Consider the following 25,648-nt stretch of genomic DNA (forward strand, 5'->3'; position numbering starts at 1 on the left):
CGAAAGCGCCCCCTTGCAGGAGGGCAGGGTTCGTGTCAGCTTCCCGTCAACAACGCGAACGGCCGCAAAGAGCCTCGTGACGGGATCTGGATGATGAGAGTTTTCTGGCTTCTGGCTGCGGTTGCAGCTGGTGTAATGGCCCCCCAGGCCGCTCAGGCGGCGGCTTCAAGCACGACGACGGTTTCTGCGGTGAAACCCGATAGCGTGGCAGAGGCGCTCAAGAACCTTGGCTATTCTGCGGAACTGGCAAAGGACGCCAATGGCGATCCGTTGATCAACGCCGAAATCGGCGGCTGGCAAGCGGCACTGTTGTTCTATGAATGCAACGAGAAGACGCACGACGGCTGCCAATCGCTGCAATTTGTCGCCAATTTCACCCCCGAAAAGAAGTTTACGGCAGACGATGCGGTAATATTCATGCGCAACACGCGCTTTGCCTCGGTCTCGTTCGATCAGAACCAGTCGGTGATGATGACCTGGGACGTGGTGACGGGGAAGGGCATCGATCTCGAGGTGTTTTCCAACTCGGTCGACATGTTCCGCAGCGCGATGGACACGCTGGGAACGCAGGTTTTCAAATAGGGCTTCAACGCCAGCCTGCAATCTGCAGGCGGGACGCAAACTGGGCAATCCGGAGCGGGGCTAGCCGCACCGGATTGCCTTTTTCTTTTACGTTACTTTACGGGCGCTTGGCCGGCGGGCCCTTGCGGTGCGGCTTGCCCTCGGGGCGGGGGCCGCGCGGGCCGGGGCGCGGGCCGCCGGGGTGTGCGCGTGGGCCGCGTGGCGGACCGTCGCCACGGCGATTGTCACGGGCGACTTCGCGCGGGCCATCGGGCGCTGGTTCGATGTGGATGCCGTTCTCGTCTTCACCCTTGGGATCGGCAGTGCGGCGGATTGCATCGGCAAAACGGTCGGCAATGGCGCGGGGAACCTGGAACCAGGTTTCGTTGGGCGCGATGCGGATCGCGCCGATTTCCTGACGCGAGACATGGCCGCGGCGGCACAGCGTCGGCAGGATCCAGCGCGGATCGGCGTTCTGGCGGCGACCGACATCCATGCGGAACCACACGGTGTCTTCGAAGCCTTCGCGGTGGACGGGCTGCTGGCGGCCTTCGCTGCTGTTGCCGCCACTTGACAGCATTTCCTCAGGCTGCGGCATCGCGGCGCGGTGCGCGCGTACAAGGGCTGCGGCAAGTTCCTCGGGCGTGCGCTGTTCGAGCAGCTCGCGGCCGATCTGGAGATCGTCCTCGTCTGCTTCGACGGGCGCGAGAATGGTCTCCATGAGGCGCACGCGGTCCTGCGCGCGGATCATTTCGAGCGTCGGCACATCGGCCCATTCGGCATTGATGCGCGCGCCGCGCAACATCATTTCGACGCGGCGGCGGCGCGGGAATGGCACGATCAGGACAGCGGTGCCCTTCTTGCCAGCGCGCCCGGTGCGGCCCGAACGGTGCTGCAGCGTTTCGGCGTCACGCGGAATTTCCACGTGGACGACGAGGCTGAGCGAGGGCAGGTCGATGCCGCGCGCGGCCACATCTGTGGCGACGCAGACGCGGGCGCGGCGGTCACGCAGCGCCTGAAGTGCGTTGTTGCGTTCCGACTGGCTGTGCTCGCCCGAAAGCGCGACGGCAGTGAAGCCGCGCTCGACCAGCGTTGCGTGCAGGCGGCGCACGTTGTCACGCGTGGCGCAGAACAGCATTGCCGTTTCGGCTTCGTGGAAGCGCAGCAGGTTGACCACCGCTGCCTCGATTTCGGCAGGCGCAACCGCGACCGCACGATAGGCAATGTCGCCATGGCCGCGATCTTCGCCAACCGTGGAGATGCGCAACGAATTGCGCTGGTAACGCTTTGCCAGTGCCTCGATCGGCTTGGGCATCGTTGCCGAGAACAGCAGCGTGCGGCGCGTTTCGGGGGTGGCGTCGAGCAGCTCTTCGAGATCTTCGCGGAACCCCATGTCGAGCATTTCGTCGGCTTCATCGAGCACGACGCAGCGCAGCGACGACAAGTCGAGCGCGCCGCGCTCAAGGTGATCGCGCAGGCGACCCGGCGTGCCGACCACGATGTGGGCGCCATGGCTGAGCGCGCGGCGTTCACGCGAGGCGTCCATGCCGCCGACGCACGTGGCGATGCGCGCCTGTGCGGGGGCATAGAGCCACGTCAGTTCGCGGCTGACCTGCAGCGCCAGTTCGCGCGTCGGTGCAATGACCAGCGCCAGCGGGGCGGTGGTGTAAGGCATCGTAGGCAGATCGCCGAGCAGCTCGTTTGCGATGGCAAGGCCGAACGCTACGGTTTTTCCCGATCCGGTCTGGGCCGAGACGATCATGTCGCGCCCAGTGGCTTCCGGCTGGCTTACCGAGGCCTGGACCGGGGTAAGGGCAGTGTAGCCATGGTCTTCGAGAGCCTTGGCGAGAGGCTGGGGGAGAGTGTCAAAAATCATCGTCAAATCGCTAATCCGGCCGCTTGTGCGGCGCTTTCTGGTATGGTCAGTCTGCCGGCTGTTCGCGCGCGGAAATCCCCGCGCGCATCGCTCTGGCCCCGATTTATCCCACAAGACTCTGGCGATGCAGTTGGCGCGCCCCTTACAGCGTCAGCCTGCGTTTGGCTTGTCTTTTCTTTGCACGGTGTTCCGGCGCAGCGCAGATTAACTCTCTTGCAGCGATTTACACAAACGTGTAAAATGCTGATCGAGCAGTCCAAGCTGCCTGGGAGATGGTCATGGCCGAAGTTAGCGTTGCCGCCGATATCGAGGAAACCGCCCGCATTGCGCCCGCGCGCATCCGCTATCTGGGCGAGGGAGATTACGTCACCCGGCGCTATGTCAGTCAGGGCGCCGAGATGAACACCGGCGACTATTTCGACTATGACTGCGTGGTACGCGACGGCATGCCGATGCGCGATCATTTCGCGCTCGACGTGCATGGGTTCACGATAGCGACGCATCAGTCCGCAATTGCGGATTTCCACGACCGGCCCTCGGTCGACACGCTCTATCTTGAGGAAGTCGAGGAACTGGTCACGCGGCTGTGCGGCGCCTCGCGTACGGCGGCGCAGGGGTGGATGATTCGCACCTCTTCCGATCTTTCGGCGCGGGCCAAGGAGAAAGTCGCCGGATATCAGCACACTGGCGGCATCCAGCCTCCCGCAGGCGAAGCGCATGTCGATTACAACGAGGCCACGGGCAGCCGCGCAGCCGCACGCATCTATGCCGACCGCTATCCGGACGGACCGGGCTACAAGCGCTATATCTGTTTTTCGCTGTGGCGCACGTTTTCGCCCGGCCCTCAGGATTGGCCCTTGGCGGTGTGCGACGGACGCACTGTGACGAACGAGGAAACAGCGTCAAATACGCTTTTCGTGGTGGACGAATTCCCGGTTGGTGATGCACTGACCGCGCCCGTTGATGGTGAGGACCAGATGATCGCGGCGACGATCTTCAAGCACCGCGATCGTCATCGCTGGTGGTATTTCTCCAACATGACGGCAAGCGACGTATTGCTGTTCAAGTTCCAGGACAGCGACCATTCAGTGACGTGGCGCTGCCCGCACACGGCATTCCATGACACCAGCTTTGCGGATGCAAAAGCCCGCACCAGCATCGAGGTGCGCTGCATCGCATACTTCGAATAGGTGGTTCAGAGAGCGTAAAAAGATAGGGTCGGTACGGCAAAAGGTAGGGAGTTGACGACCTGCGCATTTGCCGACACAGGCTGGCGCCATGATCGATCCTAGCCTTTATCGCAGTGTCCTTGGCGCATGGCCCACCGGGGTGTGCGTCATCACCTCCGTCGATGGCGATGGCCGCCGCCACGGCCTCGTCGTGGGTTCATTTTCGTCGATTTCGCTCGATCCGCCGCTTGTGGGCTTCTTCCCCGACAAGCGTTCGAGCACCTGGCCGTCGATCGCGCTGACCGGACGGTTCTGCGTGAATGTGCTGGGCGCGGATCAACTTGATTTGTGCAAGCGCTTCGCCGCGCGCGCCGATGACAAGTTTGCCGAATTGGCCCACGGCCACAGCCCATCAGGCCTGCCGGTGCTGGACGACGCAATTGCCTGGATCGATTGCCGGATCGAGCGGGTGGAAGATATTGGCGACCATCTGCTGGTCGTGGGTGAGGTCGAGGCACTTGCACGGCGCGAGGAGGGCACCCCGCTGCTGTTCTTCCGCGGGCAATATCACGACGTGACAGGCCTTCCCGGTAGCTGAAAATGTGCCCGCACTGGGCACCGGCTTCTGCCAAATGCTAAAAAATGTTGGTGTTTTGACTTCCGTCAACGCAGGTGCAGCATGCGCGCCCTATCTCTCAATTCGACGAAGCGGGGCGCTTTTCTCCCCACAGGCAGCCGCTCCGCTTCGGCGATTTCTCCCCAACTCGGGCGGTCCGGCGTTCCCGGCCCGCCCGATTTTTTGTTTCCGCAGGGTTGAAATGGCGCCTGACTTCCTCTTTTCGCCAATTGCTTGCACCGCCGGGTAATGATACCGCGCAAGCATGAGCTCCTGCGACACCTGCGTTGTCCGAAACCGGGCAATTTGTTCCGGCCTTGATGACCGCGAGATCGTGGCGCTCAATACGCTCGGCCGCAGACGCAATGTGACGGCGGGAGAACCGCTGATCTGGGAAGACGACGATTCGCTGCTCGTCGCCAATGTGATCGAGGGCGTGCTCAAGCTGACGACCAGCACCGAGGACGGACGCGAACAGATCGTCGGCGTGGCCTATCCATCCGATTTCATCGGTCGCCCGTTCGGGCAGACCAGCAGCGCGAGCGTAGTCGCGCTGACCGATGCGCGGGTCTGCGTGTTTTCACGCAACGATTTTGACCGTTACGCGCGCGAGCATCCTGAACTGGAACACAAGCTTCTGGAACGGACGCTGGCGGAACTTGATCGCACGCGGTCATGGATGATGCTGCTGGGGCGCAAGAACGCATCGGAAAAGATCGCAACCTTCCTGCTCGAAATGTCGGACCGTCTGGCAGACACCGGTTGCAGTGCGCCGGGCGGTCCGGCCCGGCGCTTCTCGTTGCCATTCTCGCGCCAGCAAGTGGCTGACGTTCTCGGGCTGACGATCGAGACTGTCAGCCGCCAGTTCACCAAGCTGAAGAACGATGGGGTCGTAGAACTGCCGTCGCGGCGCGAAGTGGAGATCGTCAACCGTGGAGCGTTGATCGCTCTGGCGGGGTAAGCGCCCTTTTCAAGCCATGAAAAAGCCCCGGTGGTCTTCTGACCGTCCGGGGCTTTTTGTTTGAAGTGGCGGACAGGTCGGTGGCGCGGTGATCCCAGAACCGCGCCGCTTTCCTGCCCGCCATCCCCCTTGCCTGGCGCGCGTGGGGGGCGCCGGGCGGGTGAGGGAACCGGTCAGAAGCGGTAGGCAAGCCCTGCGCTGACGACCCATGGGTCGAGCGAGTGCTTGGTGGTGAGGACTTCGGCGGCACCGACATAGAAGTGCGCGGTGGTGTCCATGAAGTACTTCTTGGCGTCGAGGCTGAGCGCAAGGCCCTTGTCGTTCACTGGAATGTCAACGCCAGCCTGGAGGGCGAAGCCGAGGTCATTGGAGAACTTGACCTTGTCCACGCCGAGCGGGGTGATGCTGGAACCCGGCTTTTCACCGAAGTAGAGGAACATCGACGGGCCTGCGCCGAAATAGGGCTTTATCCCGCCGCCCAGCGGCAGGTGATATTTGAGCGTCAGCGTGGCGGGCAGGACCAGCACGTGATCGACGATGTGATCGGCTCCGGCCAGCGTGCCAGCCCCGCTGACGTGGTGCTGGGTGAAGCAGCAGATCGTCTCTGCCGAGATGTTGGGGCTGAAGAAGTATTCCACCGCAAGCGTCGGCACGTAGTTGTCGTTGGCCGTGGTCTGCGCGCCTGCTGTCAGGCCGAGCGGGTCGTTCTTCACTTCGACGATCTTGCCATCGGGCAGAACCCCGGTGCCGAGCACCTTGACCTGCAACTTGCCTTCGGCGGAACCAGCCATCGCCGGGGCCGGAGCCAGCATTGCGGCGGCGAGAACGGCAGCCAGTGCGGCGGGTTTCGCGGCGGTCATCAGCTTTTTCATTGCAACTGTCCTGCGCCACGGATGGCCTGCCCCTCGCAGACCGGAATCTCGTCCATGGCGTGATCAGCCTGATGCACCGCAGCGAATCGCCCGACATTGACGAAGCGCAAAAATGCAAATTCGGCATGTTCGACCAAAGTATGAGGCTGATTTCCGGCGATTTGACGTCGGTCAATGTTCCGATGCGCTTGCGGGTGCAGCGCGACATCAACATCACTCATGGAAGGAAGGCTCCATGGAATCCGCTCTCTCGCGCTCGGGCTTATGGCTCGCAGGGCTTCTTCTTGCCGTTCTCGCCTGCGCGGCCGCAGTCGACACCGGTTTTGCCATTCACATGGGCATCGTTGCATTCGCCTGCATCATCGGGCTGGTGGTCACGCTGCGCGGCGTGGATCTGTCGCGCGCTATCCTCGCGCCCGATCAGGGACGCTACGATGATGACGTGATCCGCTGGGGCGTGATCGCAACGGTGTTCTGGGGCATGGCCGGGTTCCTTGCGGGCCTCGTCATTGCGCTGCAACTGGCGCTGCCGATGCTGAACCTGGGCCTGGAATGGACCGCGTTCGGGCGGCTGCGCCCCTTGCACACTTCTGCCGTCATCTTCGCGTTCGGAGGCAACGCGCTGATCGCCACGTCGTTCTACGTCGTGCAGCGTACTTGCCGGGCGAGGCTGGCCTTCCCCGGCCTCGCCCGTTTTGTATTCTGGGGCTACCAGCTGTTCATCGTGCTGGCCGCCACCGGCTATCTGCTCGGCATCACGCAGGGCAAGGAATATGCCGAACCGGAGTGGTACGTCGACATCTGGCTGACCGTGGTCTGGGTTGCCTATCTGGCGGTTTTCGTCGGCACGATCGTCAAGCGGACCGAGCCGCACATCTACGTGGCCAACTGGTTCTACCTGTCTTTCATCATCACCGTGGCGATGCTTCACATCGTCAACAACCTGAACTGGCCGGTGAGCTTCGTCGGCAGCCGCAGCTATCCGGTGTTCGCAGGCGTGCAGGGCGCGCTGGTCCAGTGGTGGTACGGCCACAATGCGGTGGGCTTCTTCCTGACCGCCGGCTTCCTGGCGATGATGTACTACTTCGTGCCCAAGCAGGCCGAGCGTCCGATCTTCTCTTACCGCCTGTCGATCATCCACTTCTGGGCGCTGATCTTCCTCTATATATGGGCGGGTCCGCACCACCTCCACTACACCGCGCTGCCCGACTGGGCGCAGACGCTGGGCATGGTCTTCTCGGTCATGCTGTGGATGCCGAGCTGGGGCGGCATGATCAACGGGCTGATGACGCTCAACGGCGCGTGGGACAAGGTCCGCACCGATCCGATCATCCGCATGATGGTGATGGCGCTGGCGTTCTACGGCATGAGCACGTTCGAAGGTCCGATGATGTCGATCAAGTCGGTCAACAGTCTGTCGCACTACACCGACTGGACCATCGGCCACGTGCATTCAGGGGCGCTCGGCTGGAACGGGATGATCACCTTCTCGGCGATCTACTATCTCGTGCCCCGCCTTTGGGCCAAGCCGCGCCTGTACTCCCTTCGCATGGTGAACTGGCACTTCTGGCTCGCGACCGTGGGCATCGTTTTCTACGCCGCCTCGATGTGGGTGGCAGGCATCACCCAGGGCCTGATGTGGCGTGAATATGGCGCCGACGGCTACCTGGTGAACAGCTTTGCCGAAACTGTAGTGGCGCTGAAGCCGATGTTCTTCCTGCGTGCCTTTGGTGGCCTGCTCTATCTCAGCGGCGCTGTCGTGATGACTGTCAACGTCTGGCGCACGATCCTTGGCCACCAGCGAGACGAAGCGCCGATGCGCGATGCCGCCTTCGATCCTGAAAAGGATCGCCCGATCGTCGCGGCCTCGGCCTGATCCAGAGCTTCCGGAGAAAATCCCATGACCACAATCGTGGAACGCCACAAGAAACTGGAGCGCAACGTTACCCTGCTTGGGCTCGCGGCATTTGCTGCGGTGACCGTAGGGGGCATCGTCGAGATCGCGCCGCTGTTCTGGATCGACAACACGATCGAGAAAGTGGACGGGATGCGCCCCTATACCCCGCTCGAACAGGCCGGGCGCGACATCTACATCCGCGAGGGCTGCTACAACTGCCACAGCCAGATGATCCGTCCGTTCCGGGACGAGGTCGAACGCTACGGCCACTACAGCCTCGCTGCGGAATCGATGTACGACCATCCATTCCAGTGGGGATCGAAGCGCACCGGGCCTGACCTCGCCCGCGTCGGCAACCGCTATTCCGACGAATGGCACGTCCAGCACCTGAAAGACCCGCGCGCAGTGGTGCCGGAATCGATCATGCCGACCTACGCGCATCTCTCCGAGCACGACCTCGATCAGGGCGACATGACGGCGGAGCTGCGCACGCTCTACCAGGTGGGCGTCCCCTATTCCAAGGACGACATCGCCAAGGCGAACGACGACCTGAGGACGCAGGCCGATCCGTCTGCCGACGCGACCGATCTGCTGAAGCGATATCCCAAGGCGCAGGCGCGCGATTTCGACGGTGATCCCGCCCGCCTGACCGAGATGGATGCGCTGGTCGCCTACCTCCAGATGCTCGGCACGCTGGTCGATGTGAATGCGCCGGCAGCGCAAGAGGTTCTGGCCAAGGAGAAGGGCCGATGAACGCGCACTCCACGTATGAAGCACTGCGGCATCTGGCCGACAGCTGGGGCCTTGTGGTGATGACGGGGATTTTCCTGGGCCTTTGCCTCTGGCCGTTCCGTCCCGGCGCCAAGCCGCTGAACCGCGAAGTTGCGAACTCGATCTTCAAGGACGAGCACGATGTCTAAACCAAGATTGGACGACGCAACCGGCGTCGAAACTGTCGGCCATGAATGGGACGGCATCGAGGAACTGAACAACCCCTTGCCGCGCTGGTGGCTGTGGTCGTTCTACGCCTGCATCGTCTTTGCGATCGGCTACTGCGTGGCTTATCCCGCATGGCCGCTGATCGACCATGCGACCGCAGGCACGCTCGGCTGGAGCAGCCGGGGCGATCTTGATCACGAGATGAAGGAAGAATCCGCGCGCAGGGCGGGGATGCTGGCCGAACTGAACCAGGCCTCGATCGAGCAGATCGCCACCGATCCGCGCTTGCGCCGTGCTGCAATCGATGGTGGCCGCGCTGCGTTCAAGGTCAACTGCATCCAGTGCCACGGCAATGGAGCGGCGGGCAGCGCGGGCTATCCCAACCTCAACGACGATGACTGGCTATGGGGCGGTGACGTGGCCGCCATTCACCAGACGTTGGTCGACGGCGTTCGTCAGCCCGGCGACGATGCGACGCGCACGAGCCAGATGCCTGCCTTCGGGCGCGACGGTATCCTCACCGCAGCGCAAGTGCAGGACGTTGTCAGCCATGTTCGCGCTATTGCGGGCGAGGAAAAGCCCGGTGCTTCGGCCCAGCGCGGGGCCGCGATCTTCGCCGCCAATTGCGTTGTCTGCCACGGCGCTAATGGTGAAGGCAGCCGCGCCGTGGGTGCGCCCGCGCTCAATGACGCGATCTGGCTCTATGGCGGTGACCGCAAGGCGCTGACCCACACAGTGACGAACGCGCGCTATGGCGTGATGCCGGCTTGGGGCGCTCGCCTTGATCCGGTGACGGTCAAGATGCTGGCGACTTACGTCCACTCGCTGGGCGGCGGCGAGGAAACCCCCGCGCCGGTTCCCGACCCCGCAGCTGCTGCCAAGTAACAGGATACACGGCCATGAACGCGCACGATCCCAAAGTGAGCGCGGACCACTCGAACGAAATCGGCATGTACGCCAAGCGCAAGTCGGTTTTCCCCAAGGCCATCGACGGATCGTTCCGGCGGTTCAAGTGGCTGGTCATGGCCGTGTGTCTGGTGATCTACTGGGGCACCCCCTGGCTGCGCTGGGATCGCGGGCCCTATGCGCCGGATCAGGCGGTGTTGATCGATATGGGGAACCGCCGGTTCTTCATGTTCGACATCGAAATCTGGCCGCACGAATTCTATTTCGTGGCGGGCCTGCTGATCATGGCGGGGATCGGCCTGTTTCTCGTGACCAGCGCGGTGGGGCGCGCGTGGTGCGGCTATGCCTGCCCGCAGACGGTGTGGACCGATCTGTTCCAGCATGTCGACCGATTCATCGATGGTGACCGCAACGCGCAATTGCGCCTGCAGAAGGCGCCGTGGGGCCCGGCCAAGATTGCCCGGCGTCTGCTCAAATGGGGCATCTACCTCGGTATCAGCTTTGCCACTGGCGGTGCGTGGATCTTCTACTTCGCCGATGCACCGACGCTCCAGCATGACTTCTGGACCGGGAACGCCGCGCCGGTCGCCTATGCCACCACGTTCGTGCTGACGATGACGACGTTCATATTTGGCGGCTTCATGCGCGAGCAGGTGTGCATCTACATGTGCCCATGGCCGCGCATCCAGACCGCTATGCTCGACGAGAAGAGCCTGATCGTCACCTACAAGGACTGGCGCGGCGAACCACGCGGTTCGGTCAAGGCGGCGGTGAAGGCTGCCACGCCGCTTGGCGATTGCATCGATTGCCTGCAGTGCGTCGCGGTGTGCCCGACCGGCATCGACATCCGTGAAGGGCCGCAGATCGGCTGCATCACTTGCGCACTGTGCATCGATGCTTGCGACAAGGCGATGGCCGGCGTTGGCCGCCCACGCGGGCTGATCGATTATTGCACGCTCGATGATGCAGAGCGCGAAAAGCGCGGCGAAGTCTCGGTGCCGATCCTCAGGACGATCCTGCGCCCCCGCACGCTGGTCTATCTCGGCGTGTGGTCGGCGATCGGCTTTGCGCTGCTGTTCATGCTTGGCCAGCGCACCCGGGTGGACCTCTCGGTCGCCAAGGACCGCAACCCGGAATACGTCACGCTATCGGACGGCGCGGTGCGAAATGCCTACACGCTCAAGCTGCGCAACATGGAAGAGCGTCCGCGCACGTTCCGAGTGGCGCTGGAAGGCCTTGTGGGTGGAGCGGTGTTCACTGACGAGATGGACGCGGCAGAGGCTGCTCGCGTCCTCACCGTCGACGTTCCTGCCGACACGACCCGGCGGCTGCGCGTCTATGCGCTCGCCCCGCGCGGCAGCCAGCCCGCCGACATCGCCTTTGTCCTGACCGCCACCGACAAGGAGGGCGGGTCCGACACCAGCAAAACCACTTTCACCACCGCACAAGGAAACGGCCAGTGACCCAGCAGCGCCAAATCCGTCCGTTCACTGGCAAGCATATGGCGATTATTTTCATCGCGTTCTTCGGCGTGGTGATCGGCGTCAACCTGACGATGGCCCGCCTGGCCACGTCCACGTTCGGCGGGCTGATCGTCGATGATTCCTACCTTGCCGGGCAGCATTTCAACAGCTGGCTGGCCGAGGCGAAACTCGAGCAGACGTTGGGCTGGAAGGGCGGTCTGGTGCGCGACGCTGACGGCGGCGTTTCGATCGGCGTGACTGGCAGCGACGGCAAGCCACTACGCGGCGCGAATGTCACCGCCATTGCCGAGCATCCGCTGGGCCAGCGTCCACTGACCAACCTGACGCTCCATGAGATCGCGCCCGGCACTTACGCCGCGCCGTTGATGGCCGGACGCTGGCGGGTGCGGGTGACGGTTCAGGCGGGGGGCAAGGCATGGCGCACGGTAGGGGAAGTGCTGTGAGCGCGCTGGCCCTCGCGCCCGAAACACCAGCCAGCGCCGTGCACACGATCCTGGCTGTGCCGGGGATGCATTGCGCGGGCTGCATGGGCAAAGTCGAGCGCTCGCTCTCCGCTATTGCAGGCGTGGCTTCGGCGCGCACGAACCTGACTGCTCGCACGGTAGAGATCGTCCACGAGGCGCAGGTCGAGCTTCCGGCGCTGGTAGCAGCGCTCGCCGCGACCGGCTTCGATGCGCAATTGCGCGAGCCTGAGGCCGAAACGGCTTCGGCGGTAAAGCCTTTGCTGGCGCCGCTGGGCGTTGCCGCATTCGCCTGTATGAATGTGATGCTGATGTCGGTCAGCGTCTGGTCTGGCGCCGATGGCACCACGCGGTCCCTGTTCCACTGGGTTTCGGCGATGATCGGCGTGCCCGCCATCGTCTATGCGGGCCGCCCGTTCTTCACCTCGGCCTGGAAAGTGTTGCGCCATGGCAAGACCAACATGGACGTGCCGATCTCCATCGGCGTCACCATTGCCACCGGCCTTTCGTTCTACGAGACGCTGACCGGCGGGACCGAAGCGTGGTTCGACGGCGTGCTGATGCTGCTGATGTTCCTGCTGGCGGGCCGTGTGCTCGATGCGATGATGCGTGATCGCGCACGTTCGGGCGTGGACGCGCTGCTGCGGCAGGCGGCTAGTGGCGCGATGGTGGTGGAAGCAGGCGGCGCGACGCGCTGGACCGATGCCAAAGCCTTGCGCCCCGGCATGTTGATGCGCGTGGCAGCGGGCGAGCGGCTTGCTGCTGACGGCGAAGTGCTGCGCGGTGCAAGCCGCTTCGACCAGTCGCTGCTGACGGGCGAGAGTGCGCCGGTCAACGCCTTGCCCGGAACGCTGGTCCATGCGGGCACGCTCAACGTCGATGTGCCCGTGGACGTCCGCGTGACGGCAATCGGGCAGGACACCGCGCTGGCAGAAATTGCGCGGCTGATGGATGTCGCCGGTCAATCGCGCTCGAAATACGTGCGTATCGCAGACCGCGCCTCGCGGCTCTATGCGCCAGCCGTCCATACGCTGGCGGCGCTGACGTTTGCGGGTTGGATGATCGCCGGGGCGGGAGTGTACCAGTCGCTGGTCATCGCCATTGCGGTTCTGATCATCACGTGCCCTTGCGCGCTGGGGTTGGCAGTGCCGGTTGCGCAAGTCGTGGCGGCGGGTGCGTTGATGAAGCGCGGGGTGCTGGTCAAGGACGGTTCGGCACTGGAACGCATGGCCGAAGTGGACCGGTTGCTGCTCGACAAGACCGGCACGCTGACGCTGGGCCGCCCGGTTCCCGACGAAGTGGCGCTTGGCGCGCTGCCCGATGCGGAAGCCTCGGTCGCTTTGGCGTTGGCCAGCCACTCGCGCCATCCTCTGTCGCAAGGATTGGCCGAGGCGCTTGGCGCGCGCGGTGTGCGCGCGGCGGTGCTTGAGGATGTGCGCGAGGAAGCAGGGCACGGCGTAACTGGGCGGTGGAACGGCTTTGCGGTCGCGCTGGGCCGTCCCGCATCGGCGCTGGGCATGGCAACGGCCCTGAGGATGGAAGGCGGGCCAGTGCGCGTGATCGCCTTTGCCGACCGGTTGCGACCTGATGTTGAAGTCGCGCTGGCACAGCTTGCTGCGATGAAGGTCGAAGCCTCGATCCTTTCGGGCGATTCCGTTCCTGCGGTGGCCGCAGTCGCCCGCGCCACTGGTCTGACCGCGCAGGCTGCTGCGCTCCCGGCTCAGAAGCAGGAGGCCATTGAGCGACTACAGCGCGCCGGCCGCAATGTGCTGATGGCAGGAGACGGGCTTAACGATGGCCCCGCGCTTGCCGCCGCCAATGCTTCGATTGCGCCCGGCACGGCGAGCGATGTCGGGCGTCAGGCTGCCGATATGGTGTTTACGGGCGAATCCCTGCTGGCAATCCCGCGCGCGGTGAGGGTTTCGCGCGCGACGATGCGGGTGGTGCGGCAGAATTTCGCGCTCGCCATCGGCTACAACATGCTGGCGGTCCCGCTCGCGATTGCTGGCTTCGTCACGCCGCTGGTCGCAGCGGTGGCGATGTCGACCAGTTCGCTGATCGTCGTCGCCAATTCGCTCCGGCTGGTGGGAGAGGCGAAATGAACGGAATCGCCTTCATGCTGCCGATTGCCCTCGGCATGGGCCTGTTCGGTCTCGCCTCGTTCTTTTGGGCGCTGAGGCGCGGGCAGTTCAGCGATCTTGACGGCGCCGCTGCGCGCATCCTGATCGACGAGGACGATCTGCCATGAGCCGGGTGATGACTCTGCTGGCGCCGCTCGCCGTGCTGCAGATGGCCAGCCCTGCGCCAGCGCAGGCGTCGTTCGTGATGGTCCCATCGTGTGGCGGGGTGGCCGGGATGGTGCCGTTGCGCCTGCCCGGCAAGAGCGACGGGAATAATGTACCCTGCTGCAAAGTTTGCCATATCTCAATGCGCAAGCGCCTGGCCGCCGATAATTGTTGCGGCGAGGAGGATGATACCGATGGCGGCTGACGTTATGACCCGGACCGAGACGTTCGCGGACTGGACCTACTATCCGGAACTGCTTGAACGTCCCGTTCCGCGCTACACCAGCTATCCAACGGCGGCGGAATTCGTCGAGGAAAGCTTCGAGGCACGCCAGATTGCCGCGCTTCAGGCCTTGCGCGGGCCGGTATCGCTCTATCTGCATATCCCATACTGCCACGAGATCTGCTGGTACTGCGGGTGCAACACCGGCGCGGCAAACAAGACCCAGCGCCTTGCCGCCTATCTTGAAGCGCTGCACCATGAGATCGAACTGGTGGCGCGCAACCTGCATTCATCGGTGCGCATATCGCGCATCGCCTTTGGCGGGGGCAGTCCCAACGCGATCAAGCCGACCGACTTCGTGCGGCTGGTCGACCGGCTGACGGTGAACTTCCGCCTTGCACGCCCGGTGTTGTCGATCGAGCTTGATCCTCGCAGCCTGGATAAGGACTGGATGCGCGCCATTCGCGGGATCGGGGTTATCAAGGCGAGCCTCGGCGTACAGACGCTCGAACCCAGAGTGCAGGCCGCCATTGGCCGGGTGCAGCCGCAAGAGCATATCGAGCGGGCGGTGGAGGGCTTGCGCAATGCAGGCGTGGATTCGATCAACTTCGACCTGATGTACGGGCTGCCCTTTCAGGACGATGCCGTCCTGGCCGATACGCTGGACCAGTCGGTGGCGATGGGTGCGGACCGGATTGCGCTGTTCGGTTATGCCCATGTGCCGCACATGATCCCGCGCCAACAGCGCATCGACGCGAGCCAGTTGCCGGATCAGCGCGCCCGTTTCCGGATGGCCGCGCAAGGTCATGCCCGGCTGGTCGGCGCGGGCTACAAGGCGGTCGGCTTCGATCACTTTGCGCTGCCCGACGATGACCTTGCTCTGGCCGTGGCAGGTGGCACGCTGCGGCGCAATTTCCAGGGATTTACCGACGATCAGGCGAGCGCGCTGATAGGTCTTGGTGCGTCCTCGATCAGCGAATTTCCCGAAGTTTACGTGCAGAACGAGAAAAACGCCGGGCGCTACCGCATGCTGCTGGGCGCGGATCAACTGACCGGGCGCAAGGGCGTTGCAAGGACCGCCGACGACCGGAGGCGCGGCGCGATCATCAGCGATTTGCTGTGCCGGAACCGGGCAGTGATCGACGGTCAACTGCTCGCAGCAAGCCGCGACAGGGTGGACCCGTTCATTGCGCGCGGACTCGCTCGTCTGGAAGGCAACAAGCTGCAATTGCTGGCGGGAGCCGAGCCCTACGCCCGTTCCATCGCGTCGGTGTTCGACGCCTATCGCGGCGGGCAGAAGCAGTTCAGCTCGGCGGTATAGAACAAGAATAGCTATGCACCCCGCCTTAGCAGGTGCACAATAGGTCTGACTCGCGTTAAGCCCACGCTTCCATAACGGAACGCGCGCCAAGCTATGCGTGAGGGAGACGCCATGAAGCCGATTGAAACCATCATGCGCACCGCGCCGGTCATCCCGGTTCTGGTCGTCGAGAATGTCGATCACGCGCTTCCCATTGCTCGCGCCCTGGTAAAGGGCGGCTTGCGCGTTCTTGAAGTAACCCTGCGCACCGCTGCTGCGCTCGACGTGATCCATGCGATGAAGGCCGTCGAGGGCGCGATTGTCGGCGCGGGCACGGTGACCAATCCGGATGAACTCAAGGCCGCGATTGACGCTGGCGCGGAGTTCATCGTCTCGCCGGGCCTGACCGACAATCTCGGCAAGGCGGCTGTGGCTTCAGGCATTCCGTTCCTGCCCGGCACCGCATCTGCGGCGGACATCATGCGCGGGATGGATCTGGGCCTCACACATTTCAAATTCTTCCCCGCCTCGACCTCGGGCGGACTACCGGCGTTGAAAGCGCTGGCCGGGCCGTTCCACCAGTGCCGTTTCTGCCCGACCGGCGGAATTTCCGTTGCCACTGCGCCTGAATGGCTCGGTTTCGATCCGGTGCTCTGCGTCGGCGGCAGCTGGGTTGTCGGCAAGGGTGAGCCGGACGAGGCAGCAATTGAAGCGGCTGCGCGCGAAGCTTTCGCATTGGGCAAATAACCAGTTCAGGGGAAATCAGCGGACATGAAGACGGTCGCCAAGCTCAGGACAAGGTTGCAGAAACTCCATGAGCGGACGGCCGAAACGCCGTTGTTCAATCCCGTCTTCCAATTGAGTCATGACCTGTCGCGCCAGCTTGAGGGCGGCGGCATGGACCTGAACGACGTCGACGCGCTGGTCGCCGAACTGGAATGCGAAGCGCTGCAGAGCCGCGCGGTGCGCCTTCGCAAGCTGGTTGCGCCGACGACTGCGGACGCAAACCTTGCGCGCATTGCCTCGCTAAATCCCGAAGAAGCCGGGTTCTCCGAGTTCCGCGCGCGCTGGGAAAAGCCGCTGCTCCATGCAGTATTCACCGCGCACCCGACGTTTCTGCTCAGCCCGGCACAAGCCGACGCGGTGGCCACGGCGGCCCTGCAGGACGATCCGCAAGCCTCGACCGTGTGTACGGTGCCCTCGGTCGGCCCCAATATCACCCTGGAATTCGAACACGTCGAAGTGAGCGCCGCGATCGAGCGGGCTGCGGCGGCGCGCGACCGGATCAACGCCGCGCTTCTGGCCCACGCCCGCCAGCGCTGGCCGGGCCGGTGGCTCGATTTCCGCCCGCTGCCGTTCCGGTTCGCCACCTGGGTCGGCTACGACATGGATGGCCGCACCGACATCGGCTGGACCACTTCCATCGCGTTCCGCTTGCGTGAAAAAGCACGGCGGCTGGCGAGCTATGCCGCAGCCTTGCGTGTGGTCGACGAGACGCACGCCTTGCTGGCCACGCTTGATGCGGCGCAAGTGCATTCCGCCGAGATGGCCGAGCTGTTCTCGTCGAACCTTGAGGCGACCGACGATCTGGCCGCTGCGGCCAATCGCCTGTCGGCGGATGATCCAGCCAAGCTGCTGAGCCTGACCCCGGTGATCGAGGCGCTGGAAGCAGAGGCGCGGACTGCTGCGGACGACATGGCTATTCCGCTTGCCACGCTGGCTGCCGCGATGCGCGCGGATGGGCTGGGCATCGGCTGGATTCACTTCCGTGTGAACGCCTCGCAGCTCCATAACGCCTTGCGCCGCCGGATCGACCCGGACGGCACGCTCGACCTTGGCAGCAAAAGCGCGCTTTCCAAGCTGCGTGAACTGCTGGCCGAGGTGAAGCCCCTGCGGGTGAACTTCGGCGCGCTGGCGATCGAGACGAGCACGGCGATGCGCCAGTTCCTCGTCATGGCCAAGATGCTTCAGCACATCGACGCCGACGCACCGATCCGCATGCTGATTGCCGAGTGCGAACAGCCGCAGACCGTTCTGGCGGCGCTTTATTTCGCACGGCTGTTCGGGATCGAGGACAAAGTCGATGTCTCGCCCTTGTTCGAGACCGAGACCGCGCTGGAACACGGTGGTCGCTTCCTCGAAGCGCTGCTGGCCGAGGAATCCTATCGGTCATACGCGCGTCGCCGGGGCCGCGTGGCGATCCAGACCGGATTTTCGGACGCGGGGCGGTTCATGGGCCAGTTGCCCGCTGCACTGGCGATCGAGCGCCTGCAGGGCCGTCTGGCCGAAGCGATGAAGGCCAATGGGCTTACCGACGTTGCCGCGCTGATCTTCGATACGCACGGGGAATCGATGGGACGCGGCGCGCATCCGTCGGGCTTTGCCGACCGTCTGACCTGGCCGCTGTCGCGTTGGGCGCGCGGACGCTTTGCCAAGGCGGGGATCGTGATCGAACCCGAAGCCAGCTTTCAGGGCGGCGACGGTTATCTGTTCTTCCGCAATGATGAACTGGCGCTCGCCACGCTCACCCGCATTGCCGAGGCTGAAGCAGGCATTGCGGCCAATGGCGATAAGGACCCGTTCTACGACCGCACCGACCTTTCGCTCGATTTCTATCGGTCGATTCGCCGGGTCCAGCGCGAACACCTTGAAAGCGCGACCTATTCGCGCGCTCTTACTGCATTCGGGCTTGGACTGCTCAAGGCTACCGGGAGCCGCGTTTCGCGCCGCCAGTCTGACATCGGCGCGGACCGGACGATGAGCCTGCGCCAGATCCGCGCGATCCCGCACAATGCCATCCTCCAGCAGATTGGCTACCCGGTGAACGTGATCGCAGGCGCGGGCACCGCGGCGGGCGAGGAGATGGAATCGGTGGCCGAACTGCTCGGCCGGTCCGAACGCGGCAACCAGTTGGTGCGGCTGCTGCGCGCGGCAAACGGTCTCGCTTCGATCAAGACCGTGGCGGCGCATGGCGAACTGTTCAATTCGGCCTACTGGGCAAGCCGCCCTTATCGCGGGACTGAAACGGCGCTCGAAGGTTCGTGCTTGGCCTTGGCCGAATACCTGACCAAGGATGACCGTTCGGGGGTGTTCCGCCGTCTGACCTCGCGCCTGCGCGTGGACTGGATGAAACTGCACCGGTTGCTGTCGCTGGTGCCGGGGCACAAGGAAGGGCGCGACCCTGTGCAGGATGCTGACCGGCGCAGCATCGGCCTGCTCCAATCGGTGCGCCTCGCGCTGCTGATGCATATGTTCATTCGCGCGGTGCAGGTGCCGCCGTTCGCACGCTCGAATGACGTCAGCCGTGAGGATGTGCTCGAAATGGTTCTGTCGTTGCGGGTGGACGATGCCTTGGCGCAGCTCCGCCGCGCCTATCCGGTGATCGAGCCAGGGATCACCGATTTCGCGGTGGACGAGCCGACTGATTACCCGGACCATCGCGGCGAGGATTATGGCGCAATCCGTGCGCGCTTCATCGATCCGATCGAACGCGCGCACGCGCTGAACATCCGAATTGCGGTGGCGATTGCCAACTACTTCGGCGCGCACGGGTAGGCGCGCGCCGAAACGTCCTCAATCGCGGGCGCGGATCATTTCGGCGATGTCGACGAACTTTTCGCGCGGGGCACCGTCGCGCGCGCGGGCGGCTTCGGCTTCCTCGATCTTCTTCCAGTCGCGGAAGGTGACGATATCAAGGTTCCGGGCTTCGGCAAGCGCGTCAAAGCCTGCGCGGCCCTGCTTGCCGCCGCCATTGCCGATATCGCCCGCAATCGTTTCGATGATCGAGAAACCGTCGGGGCGGTTGGTGCCGATGGTGCCTGAGGGGCCGCGCCGCGCCCACCCGACGCAGTAAAGGCCTGGCAGGATGCGGCCTTCGTCGTTGGCGAAGCGGCCGGCGCGTTCGTCGAAAGGGACGCCGGGAATGGGCGTGGTCTGGTAGCCGATGCAGGACACGACCAGGCTGGCGGGGATTTCATAGAATTCACCAGTCCCGATCGCGCGGCCAGCCTCGATCCGGGTTCGTTCAACCTCGATAGCCTCGACTTTTCCGTCGCCCAGCAGCGCGCGCGGGGCGGCGAAGAAATCGAATTCGACTTCGAGCGGCAGGTCGGCGCGGTGGCTTTCGGGAATGGCAGCGAACGAGCGCAAATGCGTAACGGCCTTGCGGATGCCGGGTTCGAGCAAGGCATCGTCGCCAATGTCCGGCAGGTCTTTCGGATCAACGCGGGGCGCGGCCCGCGAGAGATGGCCCAGTTCGCCCAGTTCCTTTGGCGTCATCATGATCTGGTGCGGCCCGCGCCGTCCGAGCACGACGATGCGGTCGATCTTCGAGGTCATCAGGCGTTCGAGCGCGTGGCCGACGATGTCGCTTCCGGCAAATTCCTCGCGCGTTTTCGACAGGATGCGGGTGACGTCCAGCGCGACGTTGCCCATGCCGATAACCACGGCGGTCTTGCCCGAAAGATCCGGATCGAGGCCTGCAAATTCGGGGTGGCCGTTGTACCAGCCGACAAAGGCGGCGCTGCCGTGGACGTTGCTCAGGTGGTCGCCCGGAATGCCGAGCTGGCGGTCACGCGGGGCGCCTGTGGCCAGCACGACGGCATCGTAGAGATCCTGCAACTCGGCGACCGAAATGTCTTGCCCGACCTTCACATTGCCGACGAAGCGGACGTTTTCCGAAAGAGCGGTCTGTTCATAACGGCGCGAGACGCCCTTGATCGACTGGTGATCGGGTGCGACGCCAGTGCGGATCAAGCCATAAGGAACCGGCAGCATATCGAAGATATCGACCCGGACATTGTCGCCCCACTGCTTCTGGGCGGCCTCGGCGGTGTAGTACCCGGCGGGACCCGAACCGATAATCGCGATATGCCGCATAGCCTCTCCCTGGCCTGAGTCCGGCAGTCCGGACTTTGCAGGATGCTATCGCATGATGATCAAAAGGGAAGCGATGAAACGCGTTTCGTTCGGACCTAGTCGTCGAGGAAGTTGCGCAGCTTTTCGATGAAACGGTCCTGCTGCGAGAGCATGAACAGGTGACCGCCGCCGTGGAACATCTCGAGCCGGCTGTGCGGGATCGCGTTGTGCAGGAAATGGGCGTTCGATGGGGGGACGAGCTGGTCCTCCTCATCGGCCATGACCATCACCGGCAACGAGAGCAGCGGCAGGAACGGCAGGCTCGTCCAGGTCGCAAATGCGGCGAGTTGATAGGAGAAGCCCAGTGGTGAAGGCGCCTTGGCCGCGTTGAGCGAGACTTTGGCAGAGCCGCCGCCATTGTAGATCGAGGCCAGATTGCGGCGCAGGGTGCGCTCCACCGTATATTCGCGCGGATCGGCCATGTGCGCGAGCATCGAGGCGTTGCCGGGAACCATCGCGGCACCAGCAGAGGTTGCGGCAAGGACCAGCCTTCCCGTCCGCGCGCGATGCTGGAACGCGAACTGCTGTGCCAGCGCGCCGCCCCAGCTGATGCCGAGAATGTCGGCCTGTTCGATTTCCAGCCGGTCCAGCAGCGCAGCGGTGGTCAGCGCCATGCAGGGGATGGTATAGGGTATGATCGGATCGGGCGACTGACCGATGCCGGGCAGATCGAACGAGATAACCTCGCGTTCGGGCAGAGCGCGGGCAATTGGCGCAAGCAGTTCGAGGTTCATGCCGATACCGTTCAGCATGAGCAACGGCCGATGGCCTTTGGTGCCAGCGTGCCAGCGCGCCACATGGAGCCTGCGCCCCGCAACGCCGATCATCGATTGTTGTGCTGTATTCGTCACTGTGACCCCGTTTCCAAGTGCGTGGCCTACCACCTTCGCATTCGCAGCAAAAGCACCTGATTGGGGAAAGGCTTAACGCTTTTTCAAAGGGCGGGGCTGCATGAGGGCGGCATGTCCGCAGAGCTTTTACCAGAACCGTCAAGAAATGGCGCCTCGAGCGGCGATTTTGCGCGCTCGCGTCCGCGCGAACGGACGGTCCAGACGGCTGGGCAGGACGCAGGCGCGAGCTTCCTGTTCGGCGGCGACACAGCGAATCGGCTGATTGCTCCGGAATGGCCGAGACTTGCTATTCCGATGTTGCTGGCGCCGATTGTTCTGGGACTGCTCAGCTTTTCCGTCCCGAATGTACTCGGTCTTGTGCTGGTCTTGGCAGCTGCAACGGCCGCGCATTTTTCGAAGATTGCCATTCGCCTGGAGGGCGACCGCAGCCTTGAAACCGGCAAACGCATGGCGCTGATGGGTTTGTCGGTGGCTGTGCCGATGTTCCTGTTCGGATCGGCGATGGGCATCATGGGGGGCACCGGCCAGTTCGACTGGTTCCACTGCCTCTCCATCGTCGCCACGATGGCGCTGCTGGCCACGGTGATTCAGTCGGGCCGGCTCGTTTCGGTGCTCGCGTCGCAAGTGGCAATATGGGCCGGGGTGACCTGCGTTGCGAGCCGGGTTGGCGGTTTCCTGGCGCTCGGGCTTGGCCTCACGATTGCGACCGTGACTTACCTGCGCCAGCGCAAGATCGATCTTCTCCTGCGCGAGGCCGCCGAAACCAACCAGCGCGCCCAGACCCGCGCGCAGGAGATTCTCTCCGACTACGAGGAGACCGGGCAGGGCTGGTTCTGGGAAACGGATCGCCGAGGGCAACTGACATATGTCTCTGCTCGCGTTGCTGAAACGATTGGCCGTCAGGTCGATGAAATGCTGGGGCGTCCCTTCTCGGAACTGTTCAACCTCACCGAACAATCGGGCGAAGGCGAGCGGACTCTCGCGTTCCACCTCTCGGCGCGCTCCAGCTTCAGCGAGCTTGCAGTGCGTGCGGCGGCGAGCGAGGAAGAGCGCTGGTGGTCGATCACCGGGCGTCCGACCTATGACACGTTCAACAATTTCACCGGCTTTCGCGGCTCGGGCACCGACCTGACCGAAAAGCGCCGGTCGCAGGAGCATGCCTCGCGGCTGGCGCACTTCGATTCGCTGACCGGGCTGTCGAACCGCTTCCGCATGTCGCAGACGCTGGAGAAGATCCTGCTCGCGCCGCAAGTCCATCACCGGGCCTGCGCCGTGTTCCTGCTCGATCTCGACCGGTTCAAGCAGGTCAACGATACATTGGGTCACCCCGCCGGAGACGCGCTGCTCAAGCAGGTGGCTCAGCGGCTCGAGCGCGTGGTCGGCAAGATGGGCCGGGTTGGCCGTCTGGGCGGCGACGAGTTTCAGGTGATCCTGCCGGGCAAGATCGAACGCGAACAGCTCGGCCATCTCGCCGCGCGCGTGATTGAAAGCCTCTCTCAGCCCTATTCCATCGACGGCAGCAGGGTAATGATCGGTGCCTCGGTCGGCATCGCTCTGGCGCCTGACGATGGCATGACCAGCGAAGCGCTGATCCGCAACGCCGACCTGGCGCTCTATGCGGCAAAGGACGGGGGGCGCGGGCGCTTTCACTTCTACGCCGCCGACCTTCACAGTGACGCCGAAGAGCGCCGCAAGATGGAAGACGACTTGCGCGATGCCATTTCCAGCGGTGGGCTGGAACTGTATTACCAACCGGTGGTGCAGACCGCGACCGAGAAGATCACCGGGTTCGAGGCCTTGCTGCGCTGGAACCATCCCGAGCAGGGCTGGATCAGTCCGTCGCGGTTCATACCGGTGGCCGAGGATACCGGATTGATCGCGCAGATCGGCGAATGGGCGCTGCGCACGGCCTGTCAGGATCTGGCAAAGTGGCCGGAGAATGTGCGCGTGGCTGTCAACGTATCGCCGCTGCAATTTGCCAATCCCTCGCTTCCTGTCGTCGTCACCAGCGCACTGGCGAGCGCACAAGTCGCGCCCGAGCGGCTGGAACTGGAAATCACCGAAAGCGTGTTCCTCAACGATGACGAGGGCACAGATCAGATGTTCAAGTCATTGAAGGCGATCGGCGTGCGCTTGGCGCTGGATGACTTCGGCACCGGCTATTCCTCACTCGGCTATCTGCGCACCGCGCCGTTCGACAAGATCAAGATCGACCAGTCGTTCGTGCGCGGCGCAACCCAGCCCGGCAGCCGCAATGGTGCGATCATCGCCTCGATTGTCAGCCTTGCCGAAGCGCTGGGTATGGAAACGACCGCTGAAGGCGTCGAGACGCTCGACGAACTAGACCTTGTCCGGATGCTCGGCTGCAGTCACGTGCAGGGTTACATCTACGAACGCCCGCTCTCGGCGATGAATGCCGGCGCGCGGCTTTCGACCGGGCTGATGGCCATTGCGCAAGGGCCGCGCTCTTCACGCGCTGCGCGGCAATCGATGCTTCGCAAGGTCGTGCTCGATCACGGAGGCCATCACTACAACGCGATGATCCGCAATATCAGCCAGACCGGCGCGCTGATCGAAGGGCTGTGGAACGTTCCAGCGGGCACGATCTTCCGCGTGCAGCTGGCCGACAATCATGTCGTCACCGCAACCTGCCGCTGGTCGAACGACGACCGCATGGGCGTGGAATTTTCGCTCCCGCTGCGGCTCGACGAAGGCGGGCGGATTGCCGCCGTGGCCGGACGCATGGCCGCCGCTTCGTCCGATCAGGACATGATCGTCCAGCGCAAGGTCGGCTAATTCAGCCTAGCGCAGCGAGCTTTTCCTCGGCCAGACGGTCAAGTTCGGCGCGGCTCTTCTTTTCCGCAGCCGTCTTGAGTTGACCGCAGGCCGCGTCGATGTCGCGCCCGCGCGGGGTGCGGACCGGGGCGCTGATGCCCGCTGCGAAGACGATCTCGGCAAAGCGCTTGATCCGTTCGGGCGTCGAGCATTCGTAGGCCGCACCCTCCCACGGATTGAACGGGATCAGGTTGACCTTGGCGGGCAGGTTGTACTGCTTGATCAGGCGGACGAGTTCGCGCGCATCCGCATCGCTGTCGTTCTTGTCCTTGAGCATCACGTATTCAAAGGTGATGCGCCGCGCATTGGACGCGCCGGGATAGTCTGAGCAGGCCTGCAGCAGTTCCTCGATGCCGTACTTGCGGTTGATCGGCACGATCTCGTCGCGCACTTCCTTGGTGACGGCATGTAGTGAAACGGCAAGGTTTACGCCGATCTCGGCTCCCGCCCGCGCCATCATCGGCACGACGCCGCTAGTCGAAAGCGTGATGCGGCGCTTGGACAGGGCCAGGCCATCACCGTCCATGACAAGCTTGAGCGCATCGCGGACATTGTCGAAATTGTAGAGCGGCTCACCCATGCCCATCATCACGATATTGGTGAGCAAGCGGCCATCGGCGGTATAGGCGCTGGCGGCTTCCTCGTCCTCGTCGTCGAAGTCGAGCCCGGCCATCGTGCCGCTGCGGGTGTCGTTGGCCTTGGGCCATTCGCCCAGTGAATCGCGCGCCAGCATGACCTGACCAACGATCTCGCCCGGTGTCAGATTGCGGACAAGGCGCATTGTGCCGGTGTGGCAGAAGCGGCAATTGAGCGTGCAGCCGACCTGGCTCGACACGCAGAGCGTTCCGCGATCGGCATCGGGGATGAACACCATCTCGAAATCGTGGTTGTCTGCGGTGCGCAGGAGCCACTTGCGCGTGCCGTCGGCGGAGACTTGCGCCTCGACGATTTCGGGACGGCCGATCACGAACCGCTCTGCCAGCCACGGGCGCATGGTCTTGGCGATGTCGGTCATCGCCTCGAAATCGGTTACGCCGCGGTGGTAGAGCCAGTGATAGACCTGCTTGGCGCGCAGCTTGGCGGCTTTGGCGTCGAGTCCGGCCTCGGCAAAGATCTCGGCGATCAGTTTGCGCGGCAGGCCGGTCAGGTCGATCCGGCCATCTTCGCGCGGGGTAACCTCGCGCGGGACAGGGACGGGATCGATGTGGCCGGGAATGGCCATGTGCGCGGCGGGGGTGAGCGCGTGTTCGGTGGTGGGCTGCATGGCGCGCATATAGGGATAAGCGCCCGCTCGCGCAAACGCGCTCGCGCTAATGCTGCAACGCGGTGGGGGTTCCCCAATTTTGTCGCAAGGCAGTTTCGGCTCGTCGCAGCTAATGTGGCTGATTTACCACAGTTTCTTGTTGTCTGAGGTTCAGGAAACTGGATCGCTCCTCGGCCATTTGGAGGGGGACTGTCGCACCGCATCGCACAATTGATGACGGGATACGCGACA

General features: G+C 63.8%; 23 protein-coding genes. 17 read left to right on the plus strand and 6 right to left on the minus strand.

Annotation, left to right across the window (positions count from 1 at the left end):
• The first annotated feature begins 93 nt into the window (after positions 1-93).
• Complete coding sequence (locus tag RM192_RS06350; RefSeq protein ID WP_311506704.1) at positions 94-582, plus strand: YbjN domain-containing protein; 489 nt, start codon at positions 94-96, stop codon at positions 580-582.
• Between the two features lie 97 nt (positions 583-679).
• Here the strand turns inward: RM192_RS06350 and RM192_RS06355 are convergent, their stop codons facing one another.
• The gene (locus tag RM192_RS06355) at positions 680-2,437 is read right to left on the minus strand and encodes a DEAD/DEAH box helicase (protein WP_311506705.1); all 1,758 of its coding nucleotides are present in this window, start codon (positions 2,435-2,437) and stop codon (positions 680-682) included.
• Positions 2,438-2,715: 278 nt separating this feature from the next.
• Here RM192_RS06355 and RM192_RS06360 point away from each other — a divergent pair, with 278 nt between their 5' ends.
• The 3 genes from RM192_RS06360 (at position 2,716) to RM192_RS06370 (ending at position 5,183) form a co-directional block, all read left to right on the plus strand.
• The gene (locus RM192_RS06360; protein ID WP_311506706.1) at positions 2,716-3,627 is read left to right on the plus strand and encodes a CmcJ/NvfI family oxidoreductase; all 912 of its coding nucleotides are present in this window, start codon (positions 2,716-2,718) and stop codon (positions 3,625-3,627) included.
• Positions 3,628-3,715: 88 nt separating this feature from the next.
• Entirely contained in the window at positions 3,716-4,204 is a 489-nt protein-coding gene (locus RM192_RS06365) for a flavin reductase family protein (protein WP_311506707.1), read from the plus strand.
• 283 nt (positions 4,205-4,487) lie between these two features.
• Positions 4,488-5,183, plus strand: a complete 696-nt coding sequence (locus RM192_RS06370; RefSeq protein ID WP_311506708.1) for a Crp/Fnr family transcriptional regulator — start codon at positions 4,488-4,490, stop codon at positions 5,181-5,183.
• Between the two features lie 173 nt (positions 5,184-5,356).
• Here RM192_RS06370 and RM192_RS06375 read toward each other — a convergent pair whose 3' ends face one another.
• The gene (locus RM192_RS06375; protein ID WP_311506709.1) at positions 5,357-6,055 is read right to left on the minus strand and encodes an OmpW family outer membrane protein; all 699 of its coding nucleotides are present in this window, start codon (positions 6,053-6,055) and stop codon (positions 5,357-5,359) included.
• A complete protein-coding gene (locus RM192_RS06380) occupies positions 6,052-6,276 on the minus strand; it encodes a hypothetical protein (protein ID WP_311506710.1) in 225 nt (74 codons plus the stop codon). The genes RM192_RS06375 and RM192_RS06380 overlap by 4 nt, the downstream gene beginning before the upstream one ends.
• 14 nt (positions 6,277-6,290) lie before the next feature.
• On the opposite strand from RM192_RS06380, the gene ccoN reads away from it, so the two are divergent.
• The 12 genes from ccoN to RM192_RS06440 all read left to right on the plus strand — a co-directional run bounded on the left by ccoN (position 6,291) and on the right by RM192_RS06440 (position 19,105).
• Positions 6,291-7,931 carry a cytochrome-c oxidase, cbb3-type subunit I gene (gene ccoN, locus RM192_RS06385; RefSeq protein ID WP_311506711.1) on the plus strand — a complete coding sequence of 547 codons (1,641 nt, stop codon included), beginning with the start codon at positions 6,291-6,293 and terminating at the stop codon, positions 7,929-7,931.
• Positions 7,932-7,955: 24 nt separating this feature from the next.
• Entirely contained in the window at positions 7,956-8,705 is a 750-nt protein-coding gene (ccoO, locus tag RM192_RS06390) for a cytochrome-c oxidase, cbb3-type subunit II (RefSeq protein ID WP_311506712.1), read from the plus strand.
• Complete coding sequence (locus tag RM192_RS06395; RefSeq protein ID WP_311506713.1) at positions 8,702-8,872, plus strand: cbb3-type cytochrome c oxidase subunit 3; 171 nt, start codon at positions 8,702-8,704, stop codon at positions 8,870-8,872. The genes ccoO and RM192_RS06395 overlap by 4 nt, the downstream gene beginning before the upstream one ends.
• Complete coding sequence (gene ccoP / locus RM192_RS06400; protein WP_311506714.1) at positions 8,865-9,776, plus strand: cytochrome-c oxidase, cbb3-type subunit III; 912 nt, start codon at positions 8,865-8,867, stop codon at positions 9,774-9,776. The genes RM192_RS06395 and ccoP overlap by 8 nt, the downstream gene beginning before the upstream one ends.
• Before the next feature lie 14 nt (positions 9,777-9,790).
• Entirely contained in the window at positions 9,791-11,260 is a 1,470-nt protein-coding gene (gene ccoG, locus RM192_RS06405) for a cytochrome c oxidase accessory protein CcoG (protein ID WP_311506715.1), read from the plus strand.
• Entirely contained in the window at positions 11,257-11,724 is a 468-nt protein-coding gene (locus RM192_RS06410; RefSeq protein WP_311506716.1) for a FixH family protein, read from the plus strand. The genes ccoG and RM192_RS06410 overlap by 4 nt, the downstream gene beginning before the upstream one ends.
• Positions 11,697-13,844 carry a heavy metal translocating P-type ATPase gene (locus RM192_RS06415; protein ID WP_409233792.1) on the plus strand — a complete coding sequence of 716 codons (2,148 nt, stop codon included), beginning with the start codon at positions 11,697-11,699 and terminating at the stop codon, positions 13,842-13,844. Before RM192_RS06410 ends, RM192_RS06415 begins: the two co-directional genes overlap by 28 nt.
• Positions 13,841-13,990 (plus strand): cbb3-type cytochrome oxidase assembly protein CcoS, encoded by a 150-nt coding sequence (gene ccoS, locus RM192_RS06420; protein WP_311506718.1) that lies wholly within the window; start codon positions 13,841-13,843, stop codon positions 13,988-13,990. Before RM192_RS06415 ends, ccoS begins: the two co-directional genes overlap by 4 nt.
• On the plus strand, positions 13,987-14,232 hold the full coding sequence (locus RM192_RS06425; protein ID WP_311506719.1) for a hypothetical protein: 246 nt from the start codon (positions 13,987-13,989) through the stop codon (positions 14,230-14,232). Before ccoS ends, RM192_RS06425 begins: the two co-directional genes overlap by 4 nt.
• Positions 14,222-15,571 (plus strand): oxygen-independent coproporphyrinogen III oxidase, encoded by a 1,350-nt coding sequence (gene hemN, locus RM192_RS06430; RefSeq protein ID WP_311506720.1) that lies wholly within the window; start codon positions 14,222-14,224, stop codon positions 15,569-15,571. Before RM192_RS06425 ends, hemN begins: the two co-directional genes overlap by 11 nt.
• 111 nt (positions 15,572-15,682) lie before the next feature.
• Positions 15,683-16,297 (plus strand): bifunctional 4-hydroxy-2-oxoglutarate aldolase/2-dehydro-3-deoxy-phosphogluconate aldolase, encoded by a 615-nt coding sequence (gene eda, locus RM192_RS06435; RefSeq protein WP_311506721.1) that lies wholly within the window; start codon positions 15,683-15,685, stop codon positions 16,295-16,297.
• Between the two features lie 24 nt (positions 16,298-16,321).
• Positions 16,322-19,105: a phosphoenolpyruvate carboxylase gene (locus RM192_RS06440; protein WP_311506722.1), complete on the plus strand. Its 2,784-nt coding sequence runs from the start codon at positions 16,322-16,324 to the stop codon at positions 19,103-19,105.
• An 18-nt stretch (positions 19,106-19,123) separates the two neighbouring features.
• Here RM192_RS06440 and RM192_RS06445 read toward each other — a convergent pair whose 3' ends face one another.
• Together RM192_RS06445 and RM192_RS06450 are read right to left on the minus strand one after the other, a co-directional pair.
• Complete coding sequence (locus tag RM192_RS06445) at positions 19,124-20,428, minus strand: FAD-dependent oxidoreductase (protein WP_311506723.1); 1,305 nt, start codon at positions 20,426-20,428, stop codon at positions 19,124-19,126.
• 95 nt (positions 20,429-20,523) lie between these two features.
• On the minus strand, positions 20,524-21,318 hold the full coding sequence (locus RM192_RS06450) for an alpha/beta hydrolase (protein WP_311506724.1): 795 nt from the start codon (positions 21,316-21,318) through the stop codon (positions 20,524-20,526).
• A 111-nt stretch (positions 21,319-21,429) separates the two neighbouring features.
• On the opposite strand from RM192_RS06450, the gene RM192_RS06455 reads away from it, so the two are divergent.
• Positions 21,430-24,114 carry an EAL domain-containing protein gene (locus RM192_RS06455; protein ID WP_311506725.1) on the plus strand — a complete coding sequence of 895 codons (2,685 nt, stop codon included), beginning with the start codon at positions 21,430-21,432 and terminating at the stop codon, positions 24,112-24,114.
• Position 24,115: 1 nt separating this feature from the next.
• Here the strand turns inward: RM192_RS06455 and rlmN are convergent, their stop codons facing one another.
• Positions 24,116-25,426 (minus strand): 23S rRNA (adenine(2503)-C(2))-methyltransferase RlmN, encoded by a 1,311-nt coding sequence (gene rlmN / locus RM192_RS06460; protein WP_311506726.1) that lies wholly within the window; start codon positions 25,424-25,426, stop codon positions 24,116-24,118.
• Between the last annotated feature and the right edge of the window lie 222 nt (positions 25,427-25,648).

This window comes from Novosphingobium sp. MMS21-SN21R, assembly GCF_031846015.1.
Classification (GTDB): domain Bacteria; phylum Pseudomonadota; class Alphaproteobacteria; order Sphingomonadales; family Sphingomonadaceae; genus Novosphingobium.

Bases quoted from the DNA above. Each gene is read 5' to 3' on its own strand.
- RM192_RS06350 (WP_311506704.1), top strand. From the start codon at position 94: ATGAGAGTTTTCTGGCTTCTGGCTGCGGTTGCAGCTGGTGTAATGGCC.
- RM192_RS06355 (WP_311506705.1), bottom strand. From the start codon at position 2,437: ATGATTTTTGACACTCTCCCCCAGCCTCTCGCCAAGGCTCTCGAAGAC.
- RM192_RS06360 (WP_311506706.1), top strand. From the start codon at position 2,716: ATGGCCGAAGTTAGCGTTGCCGCCGATATCGAGGAAACCGCCCGCATT.
- RM192_RS06365 (WP_311506707.1), top strand. From the start codon at position 3,716: ATGATCGATCCTAGCCTTTATCGCAGTGTCCTTGGCGCATGGCCCACC.
- RM192_RS06370 (WP_311506708.1), top strand. From the start codon at position 4,488: ATGAGCTCCTGCGACACCTGCGTTGTCCGAAACCGGGCAATTTGTTCC.
- RM192_RS06375 (WP_311506709.1), bottom strand. From the start codon at position 6,055: ATGAAAAAGCTGATGACCGCCGCGAAACCCGCCGCACTGGCTGCCGTT.
- RM192_RS06380 (WP_311506710.1), bottom strand. From the start codon at position 6,276: ATGAGTGATGTTGATGTCGCGCTGCACCCGCAAGCGCATCGGAACATT.
- ccoN (WP_311506711.1), top strand. From the start codon at position 6,291: ATGGAATCCGCTCTCTCGCGCTCGGGCTTATGGCTCGCAGGGCTTCTT.
- ccoO (WP_311506712.1), top strand. From the start codon at position 7,956: ATGACCACAATCGTGGAACGCCACAAGAAACTGGAGCGCAACGTTACC.
- RM192_RS06395 (WP_311506713.1), top strand. From the start codon at position 8,702: ATGAACGCGCACTCCACGTATGAAGCACTGCGGCATCTGGCCGACAGC.
- ccoP (WP_311506714.1), top strand. From the start codon at position 8,865: ATGTCTAAACCAAGATTGGACGACGCAACCGGCGTCGAAACTGTCGGC.
- ccoG (WP_311506715.1), top strand. From the start codon at position 9,791: ATGAACGCGCACGATCCCAAAGTGAGCGCGGACCACTCGAACGAAATC.
- RM192_RS06415 (WP_409233792.1), top strand. From the start codon at position 11,697: ATGGCGCACGGTAGGGGAAGTGCTGTGAGCGCGCTGGCCCTCGCGCCC.
- ccoS (WP_311506718.1), top strand. From the start codon at position 13,841: ATGAACGGAATCGCCTTCATGCTGCCGATTGCCCTCGGCATGGGCCTG.
- RM192_RS06425 (WP_311506719.1), top strand. From the start codon at position 13,987: ATGAGCCGGGTGATGACTCTGCTGGCGCCGCTCGCCGTGCTGCAGATG.
- hemN (WP_311506720.1), top strand. From the start codon at position 14,222: ATGGCGGCTGACGTTATGACCCGGACCGAGACGTTCGCGGACTGGACC.
- eda (WP_311506721.1), top strand. From the start codon at position 15,683: ATGAAGCCGATTGAAACCATCATGCGCACCGCGCCGGTCATCCCGGTT.
- RM192_RS06440 (WP_311506722.1), top strand. From the start codon at position 16,322: ATGAAGACGGTCGCCAAGCTCAGGACAAGGTTGCAGAAACTCCATGAG.
- RM192_RS06445 (WP_311506723.1), bottom strand. From the start codon at position 20,428: ATGCGGCATATCGCGATTATCGGTTCGGGTCCCGCCGGGTACTACACC.
- RM192_RS06455 (WP_311506725.1), top strand. From the start codon at position 21,430: ATGTCCGCAGAGCTTTTACCAGAACCGTCAAGAAATGGCGCCTCGAGC.
- rlmN (WP_311506726.1), bottom strand. From the start codon at position 25,426: ATGCGCGCCATGCAGCCCACCACCGAACACGCGCTCACCCCCGCCGCG.